The following is a 19139-nucleotide window of genomic DNA, read 5'->3' on the forward strand; positions in this document are numbered from 1 at the left end:
ACTGGGGTGTCGCCAAATGGTCAAGGCACCGGTCTCTGACACCGGCATTTGTTGGTTCAAGTCCAGCCACCCCAGCCATATTTGGAGAGTGAACCCGGAAGGCCCGGGGACCGCCCGCTAAGCGGATCGCACCGCATGGTGTCAGATTCGAGTTCTGCGCTCTCCGCCATATGGAACTGTAGCTCTGCTGGTAGAGCACCTGGTTGAAGCCCAGGGTATCGTTGGTCCGATTCCAACCGGTTCCGCCATACGGGTCAGTACGCATAGCTGGCGATTGCAGCGGTCTGTAAAACCGTGACATTAGAAACACCGTTGGTTCGACTCCAATCTGGCCCACCACGAACGAAAAGGTTGCCTCACATTATTGCGTGAGGCAACCTTTTCGTTATTCAATATGGTCGTTGATCCAATACCGAAGCTCCGTTTCGTCCTTTGTGCCATCCGCGATACCAATGAACATATCGGCCAGCTCATTCTGCTCCAATTGGAACTGATATCCATTCCATTTGAGTAGCAGTTGCGTGACCATGGCGCCAATTCGCTTATTGCCATCGATAAATGCGTGATTGGACGCTAACCCAAACCCAATACGAGCGATTTTCTCTATGTCAGTTGGAAAAAGATATTCTCCTCCAAATGATTGAAGGGATGCGGCAATAGCCGCTTCTAATCCAGCACGATCACGCAGACCATCAATGCCACCAGAAACTTGAATGATACGGCTATGAATCGCTACGACATCTTCTGCTGTAACCCAAATCATTCTGCCATCCTCTTATAGTCAGAAGCGAACTCGCTCAATAGTTGATCGGTGTCCGCCAGCATTTTTTCGCGGCTCACAGCTGTTACAGGCTCCTGAATCGTGACAGCAAAAGGCATGCCTTTTGCTCGAACAAAGGCATTGGCAAAAATATTAAATGCAGTAGAAGTTGACATGCCCAGTGCATCACAGATGGCTGCCATTTGCGCTTTCACTTCAGAATCAATGCGAAAAGTCATGTTGGAATCCATGTTCAAGCCTCCTTTGCACTACAATAATACTACATAATATGTGCATTGTCAATCCGGTCGTTTCTTGATGATGGTCGGATGCGGCTGATCCAAAGGGAATTGATTATTCGACATAGTTCGATTATATCACAGAACGGCGACAACAGTGTGGCGCGGTTTTCCTTTTTTGCTCATTATGATCGATTTGTTGCATTTTCGACCGTTAAACCGTAAGACTTACCAGAATGGAGGTATGTCTATGTATCCGCGCACGATTATTGACTCACTATCGGCAGTTCCTAACAGAGATCAACTCACGCATAAAGATCTACACGCACATTTCAGCACTGGTCAATCGATTCTTCTTTCTGGTTCTGGGAGAGATAAGAAGTACGGGTACCGCAATGGTATCCAGACGGATCTTGGAGACATCAGGTACGATGTCTGGCGCGATTTGGTGCGTGAGCTCATTGTCCGGAGCCACGAAGAAGACTTGTTCGATAAACTCCTGGAGTGGGAGAAGGAGCACACCTATTGGTTAAAGACGAAAGCAGAACTGGAGCATTACACGCTTGAGCTCTACGCTGCAAGGATCTTTGACAACCCGAAATGGGTTGACTATGAAGCTTTTGCCAAGCACTATGGCTACCAGCCGCAGTCCTATGAGGGGTAAACAACTCAATGCATCGGATATACATGAAAACGGCAATGCCATTGGCACTGCCGTTTTCTTATTGCCTTTTTTCAGTTCACGGTCTATTGACTACGCCAACAAAGAGTGGAAGTCCATCTGCACCAGTAATGGCGAATAAGAACGGTCGATCCAATACGAAGTCCATTTCCTCTTCAGGTGGCGCCGCAGCACCATTCATCATCATGACGGTATATGCCGCTGCGGTAACCCCCTCTTCATCGATGGCAACGCGGGCTGCATGGTCGGCTTTGGAAAGGAAGATCTCTGCAACTTCCGAAGTCATGGGGGTAAAATCGGCCACTTGGACATCAAATACATCTGTGACACCAAGGGCACGAAGGCCTTCTCCCAGGTCAAAATCAGAGACTACATCAAATTTGGGAACGGACATATTCACGATCAGGTGCTTGCTGTTCTCCCAGTTTCCATTGCTGTTCAAGAACTCCATCGTTTGCTCATCGTTCAGGAGATCATCCATAGTCACGCCCTCGTCAGGCAGGAGCAACCACATCTTACCGCTGCCCTCCAGGCTCAGAGAAACGGCACCGAACTGATCCGCCCAGTAATAGGTGTTGCTGCCGCCCTTGTGCATAAAGTCGCACTCCACGGTCTCTCCATCAGCACTGAGCAGGTGGAACAGGCTCTTTTCCGTTCTGGCCTCGTTAAACTCACTGTGCCACTTGGCGCGGTAGTAGATGGTAGAGGCCAGAGCCATAACGGTTTCAGGGTCCATCGACAGTCCATCAGCCTGCGCTTCCAGCAGTCCTCCGGTCTGCTCATTGATCCAGTCCCGCAGAGCCTGATTAAACTCCTCGCTGCCCATCTCGCCACGGAAGGAGGAGGCGTAGTAATTCGTTGCCAGACTGTCCATGGTGGACTGGTTGAAATTCACGGACTCATTCAGCCACAGGGAGTTTGCCAGAATGCTTGTCACGGCACCGTCATTGCTGTAATTGGCGTTCCAAACACTGGCTGCCTGTGCGCGCAGAGTCTCAATACTTTCACTGCCCAACAGATCAAGGATCTGCTGGCGACTTTCACCGTCCGTCACCTCTGCCAGCATGGCAAGGGCCATGTAGATGTTTATGGGAGAGTAGACCTTGTTCGCACCGTTGGAATTGCTGAGAAACTCCCGGATCGAGCTGGCAAAGAAAGCTTCCAGACCGTCTGCATAGCCCTCCGGCTGACTGCGCTGGGCTTTTCTGTCCGCCTGCCAGGCGTCATAGACCACATCAAAGCCATCGCTGTCAAACTCGCCGGTCTTTTCATCGAAATACTCCATCTCGTTTGGGTAGGGAGCCATCTCCGGATAGCTAGCCAGTGCCAGAGCATAGGCCGATGCGGAGTTGTTTGGTTTCTTTTCGTCCATATTGGTATCTCCTGCGCAGCCTACCATAGAAATCAGGCAAGCCGCTGCGAGGCATAGCGCTACAATTCGTTTCATACTGCGTACCCTCCTTAGTCTACGATGGTGTCTGTGCAGATTACCTGCGTTATGATTTCCATAGCAGTCTCGCCGTAGCGTGACCACCAGCTATTTACACCCTGGGTCGTTGCCACAAAGTTGCCTTTGCTGGCAGGGTAACTGATAAAGTTCCAGATAGCACCGCCATCGTAGGTGCCCATGGAACCATTTCCAAATTCCTTCATTGACAATCCGGTGCCGCAGACGCCGAATGTAGGCCAATAGTGGAAATCGATCCATCCATCTTCACCAGCGGGTCGGAAACTGACGCCATAGCTCATGCCATCGGCACTGTATTCCTCAACCTTGTATTCCCAACCAGAAAGAAGCGGCACACTGACGCCAAATCCGCCGTGTTCGTAGGAAACATTACTTGTGTCAGCGGCGTCCACGAGATCAAAGCCTGCATAATAGGTTTTGGTGTCATAATCACCGGTACCCCGGAAATCCATAACCGATTTGCTGATCCGGTAGGAACCTGCGGGAAGCTCTCCGTACAGGCGCCTCCAATTCACTTCCCATTCTGTTTCCACATTGTTAGGGATCATCCATGCTTCTGACGTCCAGGCAAGCTCATACTCCATAGGAAGCAGTTCGACCGCAACCCATTCCCCATCCCGCAGAACTTCCAATCCATAATAGCTTCCGGTATTCAGCTCGCCGGTGGGCTTGCCGTCCTGCTGCGTACAAACAATGGTCAATCCGGACGGGGTGATATTCTTTGCGGTCAGCTTCACACCCCAGGGGTCCTGATAGGCGTGAGTCGCCGGTGTACGGCTGATGCCAACAAGACCGGATATTGCCGGAGTGCGTTCGCTCTGTTTTCCATTGATCCAAACCTTGTCGGTGGCCTTGATCACATCGCCCATCTGCACTTCAAGGAATAGATGCCACTGAGCCATATCCTCTGTTCCTGCCTCAGGGACCTTACGGTCAATCGTAATGTCCCACCCATCCAATGCACCGTTCTCAATACGGTGACGACGCACATCTGTAATCTCATGCCGAATTGATCCGCTGCCTTCCTGCAGTACGATCAGAACAAGATTCTGCCGTTCAAAATAGGCGTTATCATATTTGTCGCAGGCATCCAAAAAGCCGATTGTGCTGTCGGAGTAGACTGTCTCTCTTCGTTCCAGACTATAAATGTCCTTGTATGCCTCGTAATAGGCTTCCAATTCCGCTCTGGAACTGATCACGGTGTGGTAAGGATAGCCATCTTCAGGTCCGCCATTGGTCTGGATGTACTGCGCCTCAAAAGCGTATGCTTCCGGTTCAGGCGTCACGGAATCTGGATCAGCTTCATTTCCTACAATGGTCCATCCGAGTTTCGTAAGCTCTTCTATGACCTGTTCCGGAATATCGGCCTGCGTACCGTCTTCCAATTTCACACACCAATACGCACCGGTCCTGCCTGGATAGGTTTCCGCAATCCCATCGTGGAAGATCAAAATCTTATCGCCGGTCCCCAAGCCAGAGAACAGACCTTCCTTATCCTTTCGGTTGCTCATGATAATGGGGGAGGTTCCATCGATGAACATATACGATCCGTTGTCCGCTACTAAGCAGCGTCCGACAGAGAAACTCATGGAGTGATTTATCATATACCAAAGGCCACCCACACAAAGTAGCAGTATGACTCCTATCACACAGAGGGGAATAACCCATTTCTTTTTCTGTTTCATATCAGCAGCCTCCTTTTCATATCAGACATGAATCCCTTATTGATATAGACGCAAAAATAGGGAAAATGTTCCCTTGTGATGCGATTTAGAGAGTTGCCGGAACAAGTGAGTAGCATAATCGAAGTCAAAGGCAACCTCACGATCGTCACTTTGCTTCATCACTCATTATACGACCATCGACAAGGCCCTACAATCCACCTAAGTTCCTGTGCATACCAAAACAGCAATACCAATCAGGTATTGCCGTTTTGGTATTAACTCTTCAGCTGTCTATCCTTTGCAAAGGCCATCAGCGCCTCATGCTCGTTGGGGATCTGCTCATCCAAGACTGCATCCAGGCATTCCTGCAGCACACGGCCAATGGTCGGTCCCTGAAAGCCCAATGTCATCATATCATGTCCATTAGCTGCCAAGTCCTTGAGTGTGAAGCAGCTCTCTTCCTGCAGGATCTCATTGATCATTTGCGATACTTCCTCAAAGATTGCGATCCGGTGTCTGCAGATGGCCGATTGACCAAGCGTATCTGCCTTGTGCAGCTCGATCAGTTGCCGGGTAGCCTCCTCACCGTGCTTGCTCAAAAGCCGTTTGATTGGCTTCCTGTCGGCCGTGATGGGCATGTCATGATAGCGAACGAGTCTTACAATTTGTTCTTTGCTGGCGTTATCGAAGCGAAGTCTACTGAGGATACACTCCGCCATTGAAGTACTCTGATCCGAGTGCCCGAAGAAGTGGCCAATGCCATCCTCGGCGAGCGAGAAACAGGAAGGCTTCCCAATGTCATGCAGCAGGGCTGCCCAACGAAGCACCGGTTCAGGGGTGATACTTTCAATGACCGCGATGGTATGGTCCCAGACATCCTTGTCATGATGTGGATTATGCTGCGCAAAGCCAAACATGGGTGTGAGCTCCGGGATCGGGACGGCCAGCACATCGGCGAAGTCCCGCAGAACACCTGCCGCGCCCTGAGCGCAGAGCATTTTGGTAAGCTCAACCAGAATGCGCTCCGCAGCGATACCTTTGAGCAAGTGCTTGTTCCTGTGGAGGGCCGCTGCCGTGGCAGCTTCGATCGTCATGCCATACACGGAGGCGAAGCGAAGGGCTCTGAGCATTCTCAGGCCATCTTCCTGGAATCTCCGATCTGGATCTCCCACGCAGCGGACAAGGTCGCCGGCAATGTCCGCCTTGCCTCCTACGAAGTCAACAACACCTGTCCTGGGGTTGTAGGCCAGAGCGTTCATGGTGAAGTCCCGGCGCTCAAGATCGTCCTTCAGGCTGCGGGTAAAGCTGACTGAGTCCGGGTGCCGATGGTCGGAGTAGTCCCCGTCAACGCGATAGGTCGTGATTTCTAGCGGCTCTTGGTCGATCACAACGGTTACAGTCCCATGCTTCAAGCCAGTCTCAATCAGGTGGTAGCCTGTAAAGATCTCCTCCACCTGCTCTGGGAGCGCGTTGGTGGTGATGTCCCAATCCTTCGCAGGACTGTTGTCACGCACATAATCACGCACTGCGCCACCAACAAGGTACGCCTCATAGCCGGCCGCTTCAAGCATCTCAAATGCTGTATTCACTTGTGGTGGCAATTTCATCATAAGATCACATCTCCAGTGCGGCGAGGAACAGCGCATTGAGTTCCGCCCAGTCCTTCGTGATTTCTCTCGGATACTGCTCCACCAGAGCACGCACCTCTGCAATGCTCCGATCCATGTAAGCGTTGAGGATATCGATTCTCGGGATCATCTTCACCTCAGGGGAGTTCATCTTCAGATCAAGCAGCTTCGCAACGGTTTTCTCCAGGTAGTCCGGAAGCTGGCTCGCCGCCAGTTCAGAAAAGAGCATTGGGGGCGGAGTACCTTTTTCAAGGATCCACCGGCAAGCAAGGATCGGCCGCAGAACATAGAAATATTTCTTTGCTTTGACCATGTCCCTCTTTAGGTAATCGCGGTAGTTTCCACTTGCCATCTGAAGGTAATGCCACAGGCCACTTTTGGAAGAGAAGTAATGCTGCATGACAGGCTTGAACTGGTCGGCGAATGGGGTGGTCTTGTAGATAACGGGAGAGGAAAACCACTCAAAAACGGTTGGGTTGGATTTGTGGAGCAGCTTCAGCGCCTTCTCAACATCCCAGCCGTTGATGTCCAGCACATCGTTGATTGGCAATTCAATCACATCACGCGGACGATTCAGCTTGAGATAGCTTTCTTTATCACGGACATAGATAAACCGCACATCGTAGTCGCTATCCGGTGAGGCAAAGCCCCATGCCCTGCTGCCGGATTCCACCGCCAGCAGGATGCGGCAGTTCTCCCGCTTCTCGATCTCATGTAGTTTTTCTTGAATCAATGCCTCCACGGTGCAACACCGCCTTTCTATTTTAGTCGGACGCCTTGAAGTTGTAAACAGGGCGAATCCGCTGAACGATTTCAACGGTAGGTTCAATCTGGTCTATGATCTCAGCCATACTCTTATAGGCCATGGGGGATTCATCCAGGGTATCGGGAACAACACAGGTCGTATAGATTCCTTCCATCTCCTTCTGAAACTCTTCCATAGAGAGAGCCTGAAACGCCGCGTGACGGCTCATGAGACGACCGGCGCCATGCGGAGCGGAGCAGTTCCATTCCTCGTTTCCCTTACCGATACAGATGAGGCTCCCATCCCGCATGTTGATGGGAATGAGCAACTTTTCTCCCTTCCGTGCGGAGACGGAACCCTTGCGCAGAATCATGGCGTCCGTATCGATATAGTTGTGGATCGTGGTAAACTCATCGACAGGAGTAAGGCCCATACCAGACAGAATCACATCCACCATTGCTTTGCGGTTGAGTACGGCGAACTTCTGAGTCAGCTTCATGTCGTGAATGTAGTCGTCAAAAAGTGCGCCTTCCACATAGGCAAGATCCTTGGGAATGCTCAAATCGTGCTCACGCTTGAGAGCCGTGATCGTCTTTTGAATCTCCTTGAACCGGCCCTCCGCCTTCATCTGATCGATCGTAGCCTTGATCTGATAGTGTGCGCCACCCCAAAGAGCACGGCGGCCCTCGTCCTGATAGAAGTTTGCAACCTCAGTCCCAAGATGCCGGCTGCCGGAGTGGACTACCAGAAACAGCCGCCCATCTTCCGCACGATCCACCTCAATGAAGTGGTTTCCGCCGCCAAGGGAGCCGATGCTTCTCATCGCGCGATTGAGGTTGACTTGATCTGCGCAACACAGCTGAGACAGATCGAGGTCCGCATTCAACGCATGGATCTCGTCTCTCACCTCTCGACCGTAGGGAATCTCCTTCCGAATCAGCGCGTCCAAACGCTCGAAATTAATCTCACGCTCGGACAATTCCACCGTTTCCATGCCGCAGCCGATATCAACGCCGACCATGCCTGGAACGATCTTGTCCAGAATGGTCATGGTGGTACCAATCGTACAGCCCTTGCCAGCGTGGACATCAGGCATAACGCGGATCTTGCAGCCCGCGAATTCCTTTTGATCACAGACCGACTGGATCTGGGCGCGGGCTGCATCTTCCAGTACAGGGGTATAGCAGAAAGCGGTATTATATAATCCTTCTATCTTTACCATAGCAATTTCCTTTCTTCTTACTTCCTATTTTACGGATAGGCTCCGTTAATTGCAACAGCTCTCTTGGTTGCAAAAAATGAGGGCTTTCACTACATGTGTGAAAGCCCTCAACAATTTAATGATACAGTAATCGCGCAGAGATGTCAATCTGGTCTTGCACATTCGCGCCACATTTCATTGTAATGACTAGTTTTTTGAAAGATAAGTTGTGTCTTTCCTGCATTGTTTTTTTGTCTATCCTATGCTATCTTATAGGTACAGAAAGGGTGAGTCCAATGTACAGCTAACTCCCTCTCAACTCAAGAAAGCGAGGTTAAATTGATGTTAGATACTAAGAACGAAAGATGAGCCTTGACTGCTTTTGCTGGTGGTCAAGGCTCATCTTTTTCGTGTAAATCACAAGTCCCGAAAGGGGCTTTTTTTGTTTGCAGGTAATTTGATAATCATCTGTATTCAATGTGCCAATAGGGATAATTCGCATTGTCCGTTCTTTTGGACACCGACAGCTCTATGATGATTACAATCGAACGAAAGAAGGAGCAATTGCCGTGGAGTACATTGTCATGGATATGGAGTGGAATCAGGCGCTTACCTTTTCTGAGATGGTCAAAGATCCGGTTTTCTTGACAGGTGAGATTATTCAGATTGGAGCAATCAAGCTAAATCAGACTCTTGAAGTGGTAGACTCCTTCAATGAACAGATTGCGCCTCAGTACTATACAGAGCTTCACCCCAAGGTAGCGGAGATCACTAAACTTTCCAATCGGGATTTACAAAAAGGGAAAGGGTTCCATACGGTGTTTAATTCTTTCTGCGATTGGTGTGGCGATGACTTTGTGTTCCTGGCCTGGGGGACGGAAGATCTTCGTATTTTGCGAAAGAATATGGATCTCCATAATATTGATACCAGCTTTATGCCCCCGTGTTTCAATCTACAGAACATCTTTGTGGATCAAGTTACACACGATACAAAGCAATACGCATTGGCCAATGCATTGGCGATCGTCGGCGAGGTTCCATTTGATTCCCACGATGCCCTAAATGACGCAAGGAGCACAGCGCTTCTCTGCACACATTTAGACCTCATAAGGGGACTGAACGAGTACAAGGAGACCGTAGAGAATAGAAATGGCATCGTTGAGAGTTACGAGTTTGAAGAGCCCTATGCCGATATTGGCGATGCTCTGAGCGATGATTACGTTGTATCCTTCGAGTGTCCACATTGCGGCGAGATCGTCTGGGGAGAAAACTGGATCCGAAAGACGGGTACAAATCTCCTGTCTCTATCACAGTGCAGCGATGGACAAGAATACCTTATTAGCCTCAAATTCCGACCGATTGCAGAGAATAAGGTTGTTGTGAAGCGGCTGGTCTATGCTCTGACGGATGAACTGCGAACGGACTATCAGCAGTGTATGGAGCAGGCTGCTGCATGGAGCAAATATGTGATCCCCGCATACTCGTTTTGACTGTGAGGAAATAACCATGTTGAAGCTTTTCGATACCGTTACCTTGAAAAATGATGATCCCGAAACTGGGGTCAAAGCAGGGACTGAAGGAACCATTGTCGATGTACTCGGTAACGGCAAAGCATTTACCGTTGAATTCTTTGATGAAGATGGGAATACAATAGAGGCATCCCTTTATACAGAGTACACTCCAGCGCAATTACAAAAGGTCGAAACAGCCCTGACTCTAACATAGCAGATTTAATCTGTGCAAGACGCACTCAATGGCGTTTAGAGCGCAGGATTCCATAAAATGCAAAAATGCAAAAAGCTATATAGAGGACTGGACATGCGCATTTTGACCTGTTATAATAATATAATACATCCGGGTATAGCGAAGTTGGTATCGCGCCTGGTTTGGGACCAGGAGACCGTGCGTTCGAGTCGCACTACTCGGACCAACGAAAAAAGGGACTCTGAAATTGCTGATTTCAGAGTCCCTTTTCCTTGTTCAATGTCTACTGTGATGTTGGATCTAAATCCGTCGAATTCGACGGGTTTAGGCAGTTAGCCAGATCCGATTCATAATCACCACGCACTACCGCACTCGGTGAGTGAACGACATTAACCTGCACATTGACACTTGCGTTCATAAAAACGCCGATCTTTTCAGCCGCGCCTCGCTTCATTTGTTCTGTCACATGCGTGTAAGTGTCCAGCGTGAATGCGGCACTATAGTGGCCGAGCATGCCAGCGACCGTTTTTGCATCTACGCCGCTCTGAATTGCTAAGGTCGAAAATGTATGTCTCAAGTCATGAAAGCGAACGCTTTCATCCACTCCGGCAGCGGCGAGCATTTGTTTGTGTAAATGTCGAAGAGAGTCCGGACTCCAGTAACCATTAGTTCTCGGACACCAAAACATGAGGGGACTATCCGGATGCTTGTTGTGCTCATCTATGAGCAAAGCAACAGTATTCTCCGGAAGAGCTATTGTTCGAATCGAATTCTCAGTCTTCGGTACAGAAATGCACAACTCTCCCCCAGAACGAGTGAGCTGCTTGTTAACCGTCAGCATTCGTGTTTCCGGATTCAAGTCGGCCCACTCCAGGCCAAGTAATTCTCCCCGTCGAAGCCCACTTGTCAATTCCAAATAGAAAAGCGCATAGACCCCAAGTCGCTTTGCCTCATCCAGATATGCACCTATCTTGTCCTGCGGCAGGACGTGCATTTCTTTCTTTTCACGCTTTGGAATTTTGCAGTTATCGCAAGGGTTGAAGGGAATAATCCGCTCCTTAACCGCCTGTTTCAGAGCGCCGCTCAATACCGCATGAATGTGCTTCACGGTGCTTGCAGACAATGGCTCATATTTCCGATTTCCATGGTTGTCTAAGCGGCCATGTGTGTGCAGATCATTGTAGAATCGTTGGATCTGAATCGAGCTGAGTTTTGAAAGCTGGATATGGCCCAAAACCGGGATGATGTGGTTCTCGATCATGCTCCTATAACCATCTGCTGAGCTAGGGCGAAGATTTGGCTTTGTGTAGGAATCAAACCAAAGCCGAATCCATGTAGAAAGGGGCTGTGAATCATATCCTTTGCCCTTGCGATAATAAGGCCCTGTATCCTGTTGGATGGCTCGTGCCAGCTTCGCTGTGCATTCTTTTCGTGTCTTAGCAAAAACGCCCTTTTGAATACGCTTTCCCGTTAGAATATCGTAGCCGGCAGTATATCGACCTTCCCAACAGCCGGGGTATCTCTCTCGAATGCTGCCTTCGCCATTCGCTCTTTGCCTACCAGCCATAATGATCTCCCTTTTCCATTTGCGTCTGAGCATCAAGCCACGAGAGAAATTTTCCTTTGTCAATATAGACCCTTTGACCACTTACCGTATGGGGAAAGTCATCTCTCTTTAGAAGTCTATATGCAACCGTAAGACTGCATCCGAGGGTCTTTGCAACGAGCGGCATCGTCATCACATCCGGAAGATCTTCTTTGCGCCGGATTCGCGGCATCTTACTATCGTCCATCCTTGTCACTCCGTATAGAAGAGAGAGTCCTTCTCTTCTGTTTGCACATTTAGCCAGGTAAGGAATTTGTCTTTCGGCACGAAGATACGACTTCCAACTTTGAAGGCAGGAAAGTCGATGCGCTTCACAAGCTCATAGACCTGAGACAGCCCGAGGCCGAGGAAATTGGACACCTCCTGAACATTGAGGATAAGGGGGAGCTCATCGGAACTCTTATACTGGCAACTTTTCATTTTGCATTCCTCCTGTGAAGTAATCTATATCAATACTTACGAGGAGGTTTGGTAACCAACAACAGGTTCGTACAAATTATCAGCAATAGAAAGCAGAAACTGCATTTTATTTGTGGCGAATTTGCCGCAATTAAACGACAGTTGCGTTGGGACGTTATGAGATTAGCTAAAAAAGAAGCACTTACGGATCAATACCGTAAGTGCCTCTCTATGGGTTTTCAAATTACTGGATGGCGTCTTTGAAAGCCTTTCCTGCTTTGAACGCAGGTGCCTTAGATGCAGGGATATCAATCTGCTCACCTGTTGCAGGATTCTTGCCAGTACGGGCAGCACGTTCTTTGACCTCGAAAGAGCCGAAGCCCACCAGCTGCACCTTGTTGCCAGCCTTCAGAGTGTTCTCAGTAGTTGTGATAAATGCTGCGAGAGCAGTCTCACAATCCTTCTTGGAAAGGCCACTCGTTTCAGCCATTGCAGCAATCAATTCAGTCTTATTCATGTTTTTCCCCTTCTTTGATTATGTATCTTTGGCGCTTTGTTATTATAACGAGTGTGAGATGGAATGGCAATACTTTCTTGATCCATTGCCGGCGTATACTCGTTGCTGAATGCATAAGTGCTGGCCCTTGCAAAGGTCGGCCCGTTATGCTAAAGTAACATATGTAACATACACACGGAGGAACGATGCTATGCTCAGTCAGGAAAAGCAAAAGAAATTAGCGTATGTCGCACGCAGATACTATCTGGAAAATCAGCGGCAGAGCGATATTGCAAAGGAATTAGGGGTTTCCAGGCCCTTAGTCAGCCGGATGCTTTCTGAAGCGCGTGAACTTGGTGTGGTGGAAATTACGATCCATGAGCCGGGGGCGCGGGCGGAGCGCCTGATGGAGCGGCTACATTTGTACAGCGCCATTCAAAACGGCGTTTTAATAGAAGATGGGAAAGATGAGGACGAAACCAATCGCGCGCTTTCTCAGGGAGCGGTCGAACTGCTTCAGAATATAGGAACTCAACGGCTTGGAGTTGGCTGGGGCTATTTGATCGGACAGCTCGTGACATGGTTGGAGACAAATCCTCAGCAAGACAGCTCCATCACAGATATTTGCCCGCTGGTTGGCAATGCCAATATCCCTGCTCGGAATTACCAATCCAATGAAAATGTCCGCTTGATGGCACAACAGTTTGGCGCAGCTTCGCACTTTCTCTACCTGCCTGCATTGCCGGACAACCAAGAGGAGAAACGCCTGCTCTGCTCAACGGAGGTCTATCACCAGATCGAACAGCAGTGGGAACAGATTGATACCGCCCTCGTCAATATCGGCAATTATCCGTCCAGCCCTGACTTTGCCTCACTCGTTCGCTATGGCGACTTGCTCCAGAAGCAGCACGCCTGCGGCCGGATGCTCATTTACTATTTCAACGAGGACGGGACGGTCATCCAGTCGGATCAGGATTTTGCCATTCAAATCCCGCTTGATCTTCTGCGGAAATGCCCGAACATCATCGGAGTCTGTTCGGCAAATACCAGTGAGAAGGCCCTGTGCGGTGCCCTGCGGTCCAATGTGCTGACGCATATTGTCGCCCGGTCTTCTCTTGTGCAGGCATTATTCGACAAATAAGTTACATATGTTACGCTCGGAATATGATTTATTCCGAGCGTCATTGTTATTCTGACAAATTGCACATTTTTAATAGGTTGTATTCGGTATATATGGTGAAATTCTGTCTCTGCTATTGACATCTGTTACGCTCTACATTATCATAAATTCACAAATGTAACACAAGGGCGATGGAAGGAGGTGAAGCGAAATGACGAAAACAGAATTTGCAGCACGGCTGCAGCAGGCTTGCGCGTCGGTGACGGCTGCAGAGCAGGAACTGACGGAAATTGACTCCAAGTTTGGAGATGCCGACCACGGCTTGACCATGACCAAGATCGCCGGTGCGATCTCCGGTGCGGTGGCCGAATCCGACGGCGGCATTCAGTCCATGCTGGATGATGCGGCTATGGCTGTTATGGTGTTGAATGGAGGCAGCGCCGTTCCCCTGTGGAATACTTGGCTGGATGGAATGCAGGAAAATGCCCCCGACGGAGACGAGATCGACACCGCAGGACTTCAGGCAATTTTTGCTCGGGCTCTTGAGGCGCTGAATGAGATGTCGGGTGCCCAGGTGGGCGACAAGACCATGATGGATGCCCTGATCCCCGCCAGCGAGGCAATCGCGGCATACACAGGAAATGACGAGCAGGAGTTGTTTGCCGCAGCAGCTGAGGCAGCGACTCGAGGTGCCGAAGCCAGTAAACAGTTCGTGTCCAAGTTTGGACGGGCGAAAAGCTATGGCACACAGACCATTGGAACGCCGGACGCGGGCGCAACTTCAATGGCGTATTTTTTCCGCGGGCTGGCGCAGTTCTGAGTACAAACAACTGATCTGAAATGAGAGGTATTTTACATGAACATGAAGAAGTTTATCAATGCCCCCGAAACGATTACCGATGAGGAACTGGTTGGCCTGGGTCTGGCCTACCCCGACATTCTTGATGTGGACGGTCATCTGGTCATCAGCAAGGATCTGGCCGACGCCGACCGTGTGACGATCGTGACCTATGGCGGCTCCGGCCACGAACCCGCTCAGGCTGGCTTTGTGGGCAAAGGTATGCTGGATGTCCAGGCTGTCGGCGATATCTTCGCTGCCCCCAACGGCAAGCTGGTGTTTGACGCCATGAAGCTGGCGGATAAGGGGCACGGCGTGCTGCTGCTGACCTTAAACTATGCCGGTGACCAGCTGGCTGGCAAGCAGGCGATGAAGCTGGCTCAGAAGGCTGGCCTGAATGTCCGTCAGGTAGTTACCGGCGAGGAAATCCAGTACGATCCCAACGGCGAGGATAACAAGCGCGGTCTGGCCGGTGCGGTGGCTCTCTACCACATTGCCGCAGCCGCAGCCCGAGAAGGAAAGAGCCTGGATGAGGTGGCTGACCTTGCTCAGCGCTATGCCGACAACATGGCGTCCATCACCGTTAAGTCCACCGATGCCACGCACCCCCAGAACGGAATGTCCTTCGGTGATCTGGGCGAGACAGATCTGATGGAGATCGGTGCCGGTCAGCATGGCGAGGGCGGCGGCATCCGAGTGCCTATGTCGTCCTCTAAGGAGACGGTGGCCCTGGTGGCTGAGGCTCTGTGCAAAAATCTGGAGTTGAAGGCTGGCGATAAGGCTTTCGTTATGATCAACGGCTGCGGCGCGACTACCATGATGGAGATGCTGGTGCTGTTCAAAGATACTGTGGAATTCTTGAAAGCCAAGGACATTGAGGTCGTCGGGAGCATGGTCGGTGAGATCCTCACCGTGCAGGAAGCCGGCGGTTTCCAGATGAATATTGCCAAGTGGGATGAGGAGTTCACCCGCCTGTGGAATACACCCTGCCACACGCCCGCGTTCAGCAAGGAGTAAGCCATGGCCGATAATGTTGGAAATAAGGCAGCACACGATTATCATTTGGATGTGCCTGCTGTACAGGAGGGCTTCTATGTAAAAGGCGCCTCCAACTGTGACTGGGGAATGAAAAACCGTATGGCGCGGCTGTTTGATCCCAAGTCAGGCAACACGGTCATGCTGGCCTTTGATCACGGCTACATAATGGGTCCTACGGCGGGGCTTGAGCGTATCGACCTTGTCATCCCGCCCCTGATCCCTCATGTCAATGTGCTGATGGGGACTAAGGGCATGATCCGCTCCTGCATCTCTCCCTCCGCGCAGGTAGCCAAGTGCGTCCGAGTGACCTACGATACGACTGTTCTGTTCGACGATATGTCCAACGGCGGTGGAATCGCCTGCGATATTGAGAACGCCCTCCGGATGAATGCCGACTGCATGGCGGTTCAAACCTTTATTGGCACTCCCGGCGAGTCCCGTTCGCTGGAGTTGCTGTGCCGCACCGCTGATGCCGGTACCCGCTACGGCATTCCCACCTTGGGAGTGGTGGCCGTAGGCAAACAGATGGAGCGGACGGAGAAGTTCTTCCAGTTGGCCACCCGCGTGCTGGCGGAAAACGGGGCTAACGTGGTCAAGAGCTACTTCTGCGAGGGCTTTGAGCGGGTAGCCGCTGCCTGCCCGGTGCCCATCGTCATTGCCGGCGGCAAGAAGCTGCCGGAGTTGGATGCACTGGAGATGGCCTATCAGGCCATTGATCAGGGAGCTCACGGCGTAGACATGGGCCGGAATATCTTCCAGTCCGACTGTCCCGCGGGTATGGCTCAGGCCATTGGTAAAGTTGTCCATGAGGGCTATACCGCCAAACAGGCCTATGAGGTCTATCAGGAAGTTAAAAATCAGAACGCATAGGCAAATAAAATAGAAGAGGGCCCTTCAAAAGAAGGGCCCTCCCGGAAACTGCGGAATACGTCAATGTGATCTCATCGTGCGAGGATAAGATCACCGCCTTCGCGCAGCAATTTGATTATATACTACATTTGAATAAATTGCAATGCGAAGGATTTATTTTAAAGAAAAGAGGGATCCTTCCATGACTGCAAAGAAATACTTTCCCATCGCTTTATTTATCGGCCTACAGGCCGCTGTCCTCCAGGCTATTGACCAGGCCATCTGCGCCGGTATCGTTCCCCTTTTCGCCGGCGGCGGATGGATCTCTTTCCAGGCTTGGGCCGTGTACTTCATGGGCGGCTGCACCGTTAAGAACGGTGTCCGCGCCATGATTGGCTATGTGATCGGCATGGTAGCTTCCATCGCCATTATCTTCTGTGGCGGCCAGTTGGGGGCGCTGGGCTTTTGGGCCATGCCCCTGGTGCTGCTGGTACTGGTTCCTATCATCCTGTATCTCGATATTGCCCCAGAGATGATCAATTTTGTTCCTGCCGTGTTCGTCGGCGCGGGTGTGTTTTTCGGTATCATGAGCTATATCCCCGGTGCTACCTTCGGCAATGCCTTCATCAGCGAGGGGATCTATGCCCTGATCGGTCTGGTCTTTGGCTGGCTGACGATCACTTTCCGGGGCTGGTATGAGGCCAAGTACGTCAATAAGTAATATAGCAGGTATGTCCTGCAAATAAAAGGAGGAGACTCGTTATGTCCGCTACCTATATGCACATCGGTATTCCTATCACGAACCGCAAGCCCAACATGACTTACAATGAAGGTGCAAAGTTCTGGGTTAGCAATGTTGACGACTATGACTATAAGATCGAGTACCTGAAGTTTGAGGAGGGCACACCTTTCCCTGAGGAGATCCACCGCAACCCGCATGTTGCCTATAAGGTGGACGACCTGGAGAAGTACATTGCCGATGCCGACAGCGTCATCTGCGGCCCGATGGCAGCCAATGACAAGGGCGATCGGCTGGCATTTGTCTGGAAAGATGGCGCCATTCTGGAACTCTACCAGGAGGCTTGAGTTTCAAAGCCACAAAAAAGTAAATGCAAAAAGACGAGCAGCAATCTGCTCGTCTTTTTTCTTGCGGTTGTTCTGCTGAACTATACAAGGTCTGTCCTGATGGGCTGGCTCTATGTATACCAAAAAGCATACTTTTTGGCTGATGGCATTTTTGGTCGATCGAAATCAAATATGTGTTTCAAAATGCCATAAACAAATTAGTGAGATATTTCAAAAAACAATGGACATTATGGTGCAATTCTTCTCCATAAAACGTCGCCCTTTTCCGATGCTCGCATTACAATCGCATTAATGCTTTTAGAACAGTATAGCAAACTATTCGCAGAGAGTGATCAGGGGGATTTTCGTACCATCGGTGGAGCAAAATACTGTCTTTCGGCTAAAATTACTTTTCGTATACTGCGAATTACCGCATATACAATTGCCTGTCGCTGATGAAGGGTGATAAGGTTGTCGAGGACTGAAAAGAACGCTGAAATACTTTCCTGCTCAATGCGGGAAGGAAAACATACCGGACCTTTCAAGGCGTTCTCAGCGGATACTTTCATATCATTCTTTGCACCCTTATTGACCAATGGATGCATATAGTTATTCATTCGTGCGTGCTGCTCAAAATACACTTGAATGAAGTCCGAAAAAGCATTTTCCTTCGGATGATAAACGGCATACAAAGTTGAAACAATGCCTGGTTTTCCTTTGTTTGTCTTGATTATTCCATACGGATTAGAGTTAAGAGGCGACTTTGTATATACTACATCACCCGTCTGAACGACACCGTAATTTGATACTGATGCACCAGCGAAAGAACGACCTTGAAACTCAATCTGATTAACTATTCCATAGTCGCCTGAAACGGACAAAACATCAGACTTACCATATATGTTGCCAGTGTTCTTTTCGGCGGAAACAGTAAGGTAATCTTCTAACTTACGCTGTTCCCAAGAGAATGTATAAAAAGGGGGTGTCAGTTGGACAATCAGAGAAATATCCGGAGGTGAATGCAAAAATGGCTGTCGTTGATGAAGGGTGATAAGGTTGTCGAGCTGGCGAATAAACGCCCCGATTTGTTTTTGCTCTGCAACATCTTTAGGTACAGAAAGGTCTATGTCAAAGAAATCTTCAGCAGAAATATTGAGCAGGCCGTGATTTCTTGCGCCCTCGGCAGCTCTCTCGGCTACACCCTTATGCCACCTATCTGTATCGAAGAAAACGGTCAGAAAATCCGAGTCAACCTGCTGCTCTTTTTTCGGAGAAAAAACGATGTAGAGCGTTGATAATACGCCTTTTTCATATAGATCAAGCCTTTTGACCGCGCCGAATGGATAGCCGTCAGAGGTACTTTTGTTGTAGGCAAATTCGCCATTCAGCACCAAGTAATAATTGCTCACATCTCGGCTTGCAACACGGTTGTTAAAGTATGTGATTTGGTCAACCAAACCATATTGTGCCGAGATTGTTAATGGTAGCGTAGATTCGTTGTTTGTATTCTTGCGAACTACTCTGTCAACGAGTTCACCCAACTTACGCTGTTCCCAAGCTATTCGGTTACAGTCGAGCTTACACAGGTATGAAATATAGGAATTAAGTTTGATATTTCGGGATTTATAGTTGCTATT

Annotated in this window: 21 protein-coding genes and 4 tRNA genes; 13 read left to right on the plus strand and 12 right to left on the minus strand. The window is 49.9% G+C overall.

Annotated features, from left to right (window positions below):
• The first annotated feature begins 2 nt into the window (after positions 1-2).
• From H8S55_RS06055 to H8S55_RS06065, 3 genes are all read left to right on the plus strand, one after another.
• Positions 3-78, plus strand: a tRNA-Gln gene (locus H8S55_RS06055).
• Positions 79-172: 94 nt separating this feature from the next.
• Positions 173-248, plus strand: a tRNA-Phe gene (locus H8S55_RS06060).
• A gap of 3 nt (positions 249-251) precedes the next feature.
• A tRNA-Tyr gene (locus H8S55_RS06065) sits at positions 252-339 on the plus strand.
• 46 nt (positions 340-385) lie between these two features.
• Here H8S55_RS06065 and H8S55_RS06070 read toward each other — a convergent pair.
• Positions 386-763, minus strand: coding sequence for a type II toxin-antitoxin system death-on-curing family toxin (locus H8S55_RS06070; protein WP_186878214.1), 378 nt, complete (start codon positions 761-763; stop codon positions 386-388).
• Complete coding sequence (locus H8S55_RS06075; protein WP_108979731.1) at positions 760-1011, minus strand: type II toxin-antitoxin system RelB/DinJ family antitoxin; 252 nt, start codon at positions 1009-1011, stop codon at positions 760-762. Before H8S55_RS06075 ends, H8S55_RS06070 begins: the two co-directional genes overlap by 4 nt.
• Before the next feature lie 238 nt (positions 1012-1249).
• On the opposite strand from H8S55_RS06075, the gene H8S55_RS06080 reads away from it, so the two are divergent.
• Positions 1250-1663, plus strand: coding sequence for a hypothetical protein (locus H8S55_RS06080; RefSeq protein ID WP_186878215.1), 414 nt, complete (start codon positions 1250-1252; stop codon positions 1661-1663).
• A gap of 76 nt (positions 1664-1739) precedes the next feature.
• Here H8S55_RS06080 and H8S55_RS06085 read toward each other — a convergent pair whose 3' ends face one another.
• The 5 genes from H8S55_RS06085 to H8S55_RS06105 form a co-directional block, all read right to left on the minus strand.
• A complete protein-coding gene (locus H8S55_RS06085; RefSeq protein ID WP_186878216.1) occupies positions 1740-3128 on the minus strand; it encodes a serpin family protein in 1389 nt (462 codons plus the stop codon).
• Positions 3129-3142: 14 nt separating this feature from the next.
• Positions 3143-4834, minus strand: coding sequence for an immunoglobulin-like domain-containing protein (locus H8S55_RS06090; protein ID WP_186878217.1), 1692 nt, complete (start codon positions 4832-4834; stop codon positions 3143-3145).
• 254 nt (positions 4835-5088) lie between these two features.
• Complete coding sequence (locus H8S55_RS06095; RefSeq protein ID WP_243200479.1) at positions 5089-6423, minus strand: CCA tRNA nucleotidyltransferase; 1335 nt, start codon at positions 6421-6423, stop codon at positions 5089-5091.
• 4 nt (positions 6424-6427) lie between these two features.
• Positions 6428-7183 (minus strand): nucleotidyltransferase domain-containing protein, encoded by a 756-nt coding sequence (locus tag H8S55_RS06100; protein WP_186878218.1) that lies wholly within the window; start codon positions 7181-7183, stop codon positions 6428-6430.
• Positions 7184-7205: 22 nt separating this feature from the next.
• Positions 7206-8408, minus strand: a complete 1203-nt coding sequence (locus H8S55_RS06105; RefSeq protein WP_186878219.1) for an RtcB family protein — start codon at positions 8406-8408, stop codon at positions 7206-7208.
• Positions 8409-8956: 548 nt separating this feature from the next.
• On the opposite strand from H8S55_RS06105, the gene H8S55_RS06110 reads away from it, so the two are divergent.
• The 3 genes from H8S55_RS06110 to H8S55_RS06120 all read left to right on the plus strand — a co-directional run bounded on the left by H8S55_RS06110 (position 8957) and on the right by H8S55_RS06120 (position 10317).
• Positions 8957-9877, plus strand: a complete 921-nt coding sequence (locus tag H8S55_RS06110) for a 3'-5' exonuclease (protein WP_186878220.1) — start codon at positions 8957-8959, stop codon at positions 9875-9877.
• A gap of 16 nt (positions 9878-9893) precedes the next feature.
• Positions 9894-10112, plus strand: coding sequence for a DUF4926 domain-containing protein (locus H8S55_RS06115; protein WP_186878221.1), 219 nt, complete (start codon positions 9894-9896; stop codon positions 10110-10112).
• A gap of 129 nt (positions 10113-10241) precedes the next feature.
• Positions 10242-10317: transfer RNA gene (locus H8S55_RS06120), tRNA-Pro, on the plus strand.
• A gap of 57 nt (positions 10318-10374) precedes the next feature.
• Here the strand turns inward: H8S55_RS06120 and H8S55_RS06125 are convergent.
• The 4 genes from H8S55_RS06125 to H8S55_RS06140 all read right to left on the minus strand — a co-directional run bounded on the left by H8S55_RS06125 (position 10375) and on the right by H8S55_RS06140 (position 12613).
• Positions 10375-11691 carry a tyrosine-type recombinase/integrase gene (locus H8S55_RS06125; protein ID WP_366467509.1) on the minus strand — a complete coding sequence of 439 codons (1317 nt, stop codon included), beginning with the start codon at positions 11689-11691 and terminating at the stop codon, positions 10375-10377.
• Positions 11648-11884, minus strand: coding sequence for a helix-turn-helix domain-containing protein (locus H8S55_RS14620; protein WP_186878222.1), 237 nt, complete (start codon positions 11882-11884; stop codon positions 11648-11650). The genes H8S55_RS06125 and H8S55_RS14620 overlap by 44 nt, the downstream gene beginning before the upstream one ends.
• 5 nt (positions 11885-11889) lie before the next feature.
• Positions 11890-12117 carry a helix-turn-helix domain-containing protein gene (locus H8S55_RS06135; protein ID WP_177305688.1) on the minus strand — a complete coding sequence of 76 codons (228 nt, stop codon included), beginning with the start codon at positions 12115-12117 and terminating at the stop codon, positions 11890-11892.
• Positions 12118-12340: 223 nt separating this feature from the next.
• Complete coding sequence (locus H8S55_RS06140; RefSeq protein WP_186878223.1) at positions 12341-12613, minus strand: HU family DNA-binding protein; 273 nt, start codon at positions 12611-12613, stop codon at positions 12341-12343.
• A 190-nt stretch (positions 12614-12803) separates the two neighbouring features.
• Between H8S55_RS06140 and H8S55_RS06145 the strand changes: the two genes are divergently transcribed.
• From H8S55_RS06145 to H8S55_RS06170, 6 genes are all read left to right on the plus strand, one after another.
• Positions 12804-13733 carry a sugar-binding transcriptional regulator gene (locus H8S55_RS06145; protein WP_186878224.1) on the plus strand — a complete coding sequence of 310 codons (930 nt, stop codon included), beginning with the start codon at positions 12804-12806 and terminating at the stop codon, positions 13731-13733.
• Between the two features lie 190 nt (positions 13734-13923).
• Positions 13924-14532, plus strand: coding sequence for a DAK2 domain-containing protein (locus H8S55_RS06150; protein WP_186878225.1), 609 nt, complete (start codon positions 13924-13926; stop codon positions 14530-14532).
• Between the two features lie 36 nt (positions 14533-14568).
• Positions 14569-15567 (plus strand): dihydroxyacetone kinase subunit DhaK, encoded by a 999-nt coding sequence (locus H8S55_RS06155; RefSeq protein WP_186878226.1) that lies wholly within the window; start codon positions 14569-14571, stop codon positions 15565-15567.
• Positions 15568-15570: 3 nt separating this feature from the next.
• On the plus strand, positions 15571-16458 hold the full coding sequence (gene lsrF / locus H8S55_RS06160; RefSeq protein ID WP_186878227.1) for a 3-hydroxy-5-phosphonooxypentane-2,4-dione thiolase: 888 nt from the start codon (positions 15571-15573) through the stop codon (positions 16456-16458).
• Between the two features lie 181 nt (positions 16459-16639).
• A complete protein-coding gene (locus tag H8S55_RS06165; protein ID WP_186878228.1) occupies positions 16640-17158 on the plus strand; it encodes a DUF1097 domain-containing protein in 519 nt (172 codons plus the stop codon).
• 41 nt (positions 17159-17199) lie between these two features.
• Positions 17200-17523: a VOC family protein gene (locus tag H8S55_RS06170; RefSeq protein ID WP_186878229.1), complete on the plus strand. Its 324-nt coding sequence runs from the start codon at positions 17200-17202 to the stop codon at positions 17521-17523.
• Between the two features lie 332 nt (positions 17524-17855).
• On the opposite strand, the gene H8S55_RS14100 is transcribed toward H8S55_RS06170, so the two are convergent.
• Positions 17856-19043 carry a restriction endonuclease subunit S gene (locus H8S55_RS14100; RefSeq protein ID WP_243200480.1) on the minus strand — a complete coding sequence of 396 codons (1188 nt, stop codon included), beginning with the start codon at positions 19041-19043 and terminating at the stop codon, positions 17856-17858.
• Positions 19044-19139 lie beyond the last annotated feature (96 nt).

The sequence above is a fragment of the Flintibacter faecis genome (assembly GCF_014287875.1).
GTDB lineage: Bacteria > Bacillota > Clostridia > Oscillospirales > Oscillospiraceae > Lawsonibacter > Lawsonibacter faecis_A.

What these genes read in the sequence shown, in the direction of transcription:
- H8S55_RS06070 (WP_186878214.1), bottom strand. Translation starts at nt 763, where the DNA reads ATGATTTGGGTTACAGCAGAAGATGTCGTAGCGATTCATAGCCGTATC.
- H8S55_RS06075 (WP_108979731.1), bottom strand. Translation starts at nt 1,011, where the DNA reads ATGGATTCCAACATGACTTTTCGCATTGATTCTGAAGTGAAAGCGCAA.
- H8S55_RS06080 (WP_186878215.1), top strand. Translation starts at nt 1,250, where the DNA reads ATGTATCCGCGCACGATTATTGACTCACTATCGGCAGTTCCTAACAGA.
- H8S55_RS06085 (WP_186878216.1), bottom strand. Translation starts at nt 3,128, where the DNA reads ATGAAACGAATTGTAGCGCTATGCCTCGCAGCGGCTTGCCTGATTTCT.
- H8S55_RS06090 (WP_186878217.1), bottom strand. Translation starts at nt 4,834, where the DNA reads ATGAAACAGAAAAAGAAATGGGTTATTCCCCTCTGTGTGATAGGAGTC.
- H8S55_RS06095 (WP_243200479.1), bottom strand. Translation starts at nt 6,423, where the DNA reads ATGATGAAATTGCCACCACAAGTGAATACAGCATTTGAGATGCTTGAA.
- H8S55_RS06105 (WP_186878219.1), bottom strand. Translation starts at nt 8,408, where the DNA reads ATGGTAAAGATAGAAGGATTATATAATACCGCTTTCTGCTATACCCCT.
- H8S55_RS06115 (WP_186878221.1), top strand. Translation starts at nt 9,894, where the DNA reads ATGTTGAAGCTTTTCGATACCGTTACCTTGAAAAATGATGATCCCGAA.
- H8S55_RS06125 (WP_366467509.1), bottom strand. Translation starts at nt 11,691, where the DNA reads ATGCTCAGACGCAAATGGAAAAGGGAGATCATTATGGCTGGTAGGCAA.
- H8S55_RS14620 (WP_186878222.1), bottom strand. Translation starts at nt 11,884, where the DNA reads ATGGACGATAGTAAGATGCCGCGAATCCGGCGCAAAGAAGATCTTCCG.
- H8S55_RS06135 (WP_177305688.1), bottom strand. Translation starts at nt 12,117, where the DNA reads ATGAAAAGTTGCCAGTATAAGAGTTCCGATGAGCTCCCCCTTATCCTC.
- H8S55_RS06140 (WP_186878223.1), bottom strand. Translation starts at nt 12,613, where the DNA reads ATGAATAAGACTGAATTGATTGCTGCAATGGCTGAAACGAGTGGCCTT.
- H8S55_RS06145 (WP_186878224.1), top strand. Translation starts at nt 12,804, where the DNA reads ATGCTCAGTCAGGAAAAGCAAAAGAAATTAGCGTATGTCGCACGCAGA.
- H8S55_RS06150 (WP_186878225.1), top strand. Translation starts at nt 13,924, where the DNA reads ATGACGAAAACAGAATTTGCAGCACGGCTGCAGCAGGCTTGCGCGTCG.
- H8S55_RS06155 (WP_186878226.1), top strand. Translation starts at nt 14,569, where the DNA reads ATGAACATGAAGAAGTTTATCAATGCCCCCGAAACGATTACCGATGAG.
- lsrF (WP_186878227.1), top strand. Translation starts at nt 15,571, where the DNA reads ATGGCCGATAATGTTGGAAATAAGGCAGCACACGATTATCATTTGGAT.
- H8S55_RS06165 (WP_186878228.1), top strand. Translation starts at nt 16,640, where the DNA reads ATGACTGCAAAGAAATACTTTCCCATCGCTTTATTTATCGGCCTACAG.
- H8S55_RS06170 (WP_186878229.1), top strand. Translation starts at nt 17,200, where the DNA reads ATGTCCGCTACCTATATGCACATCGGTATTCCTATCACGAACCGCAAG.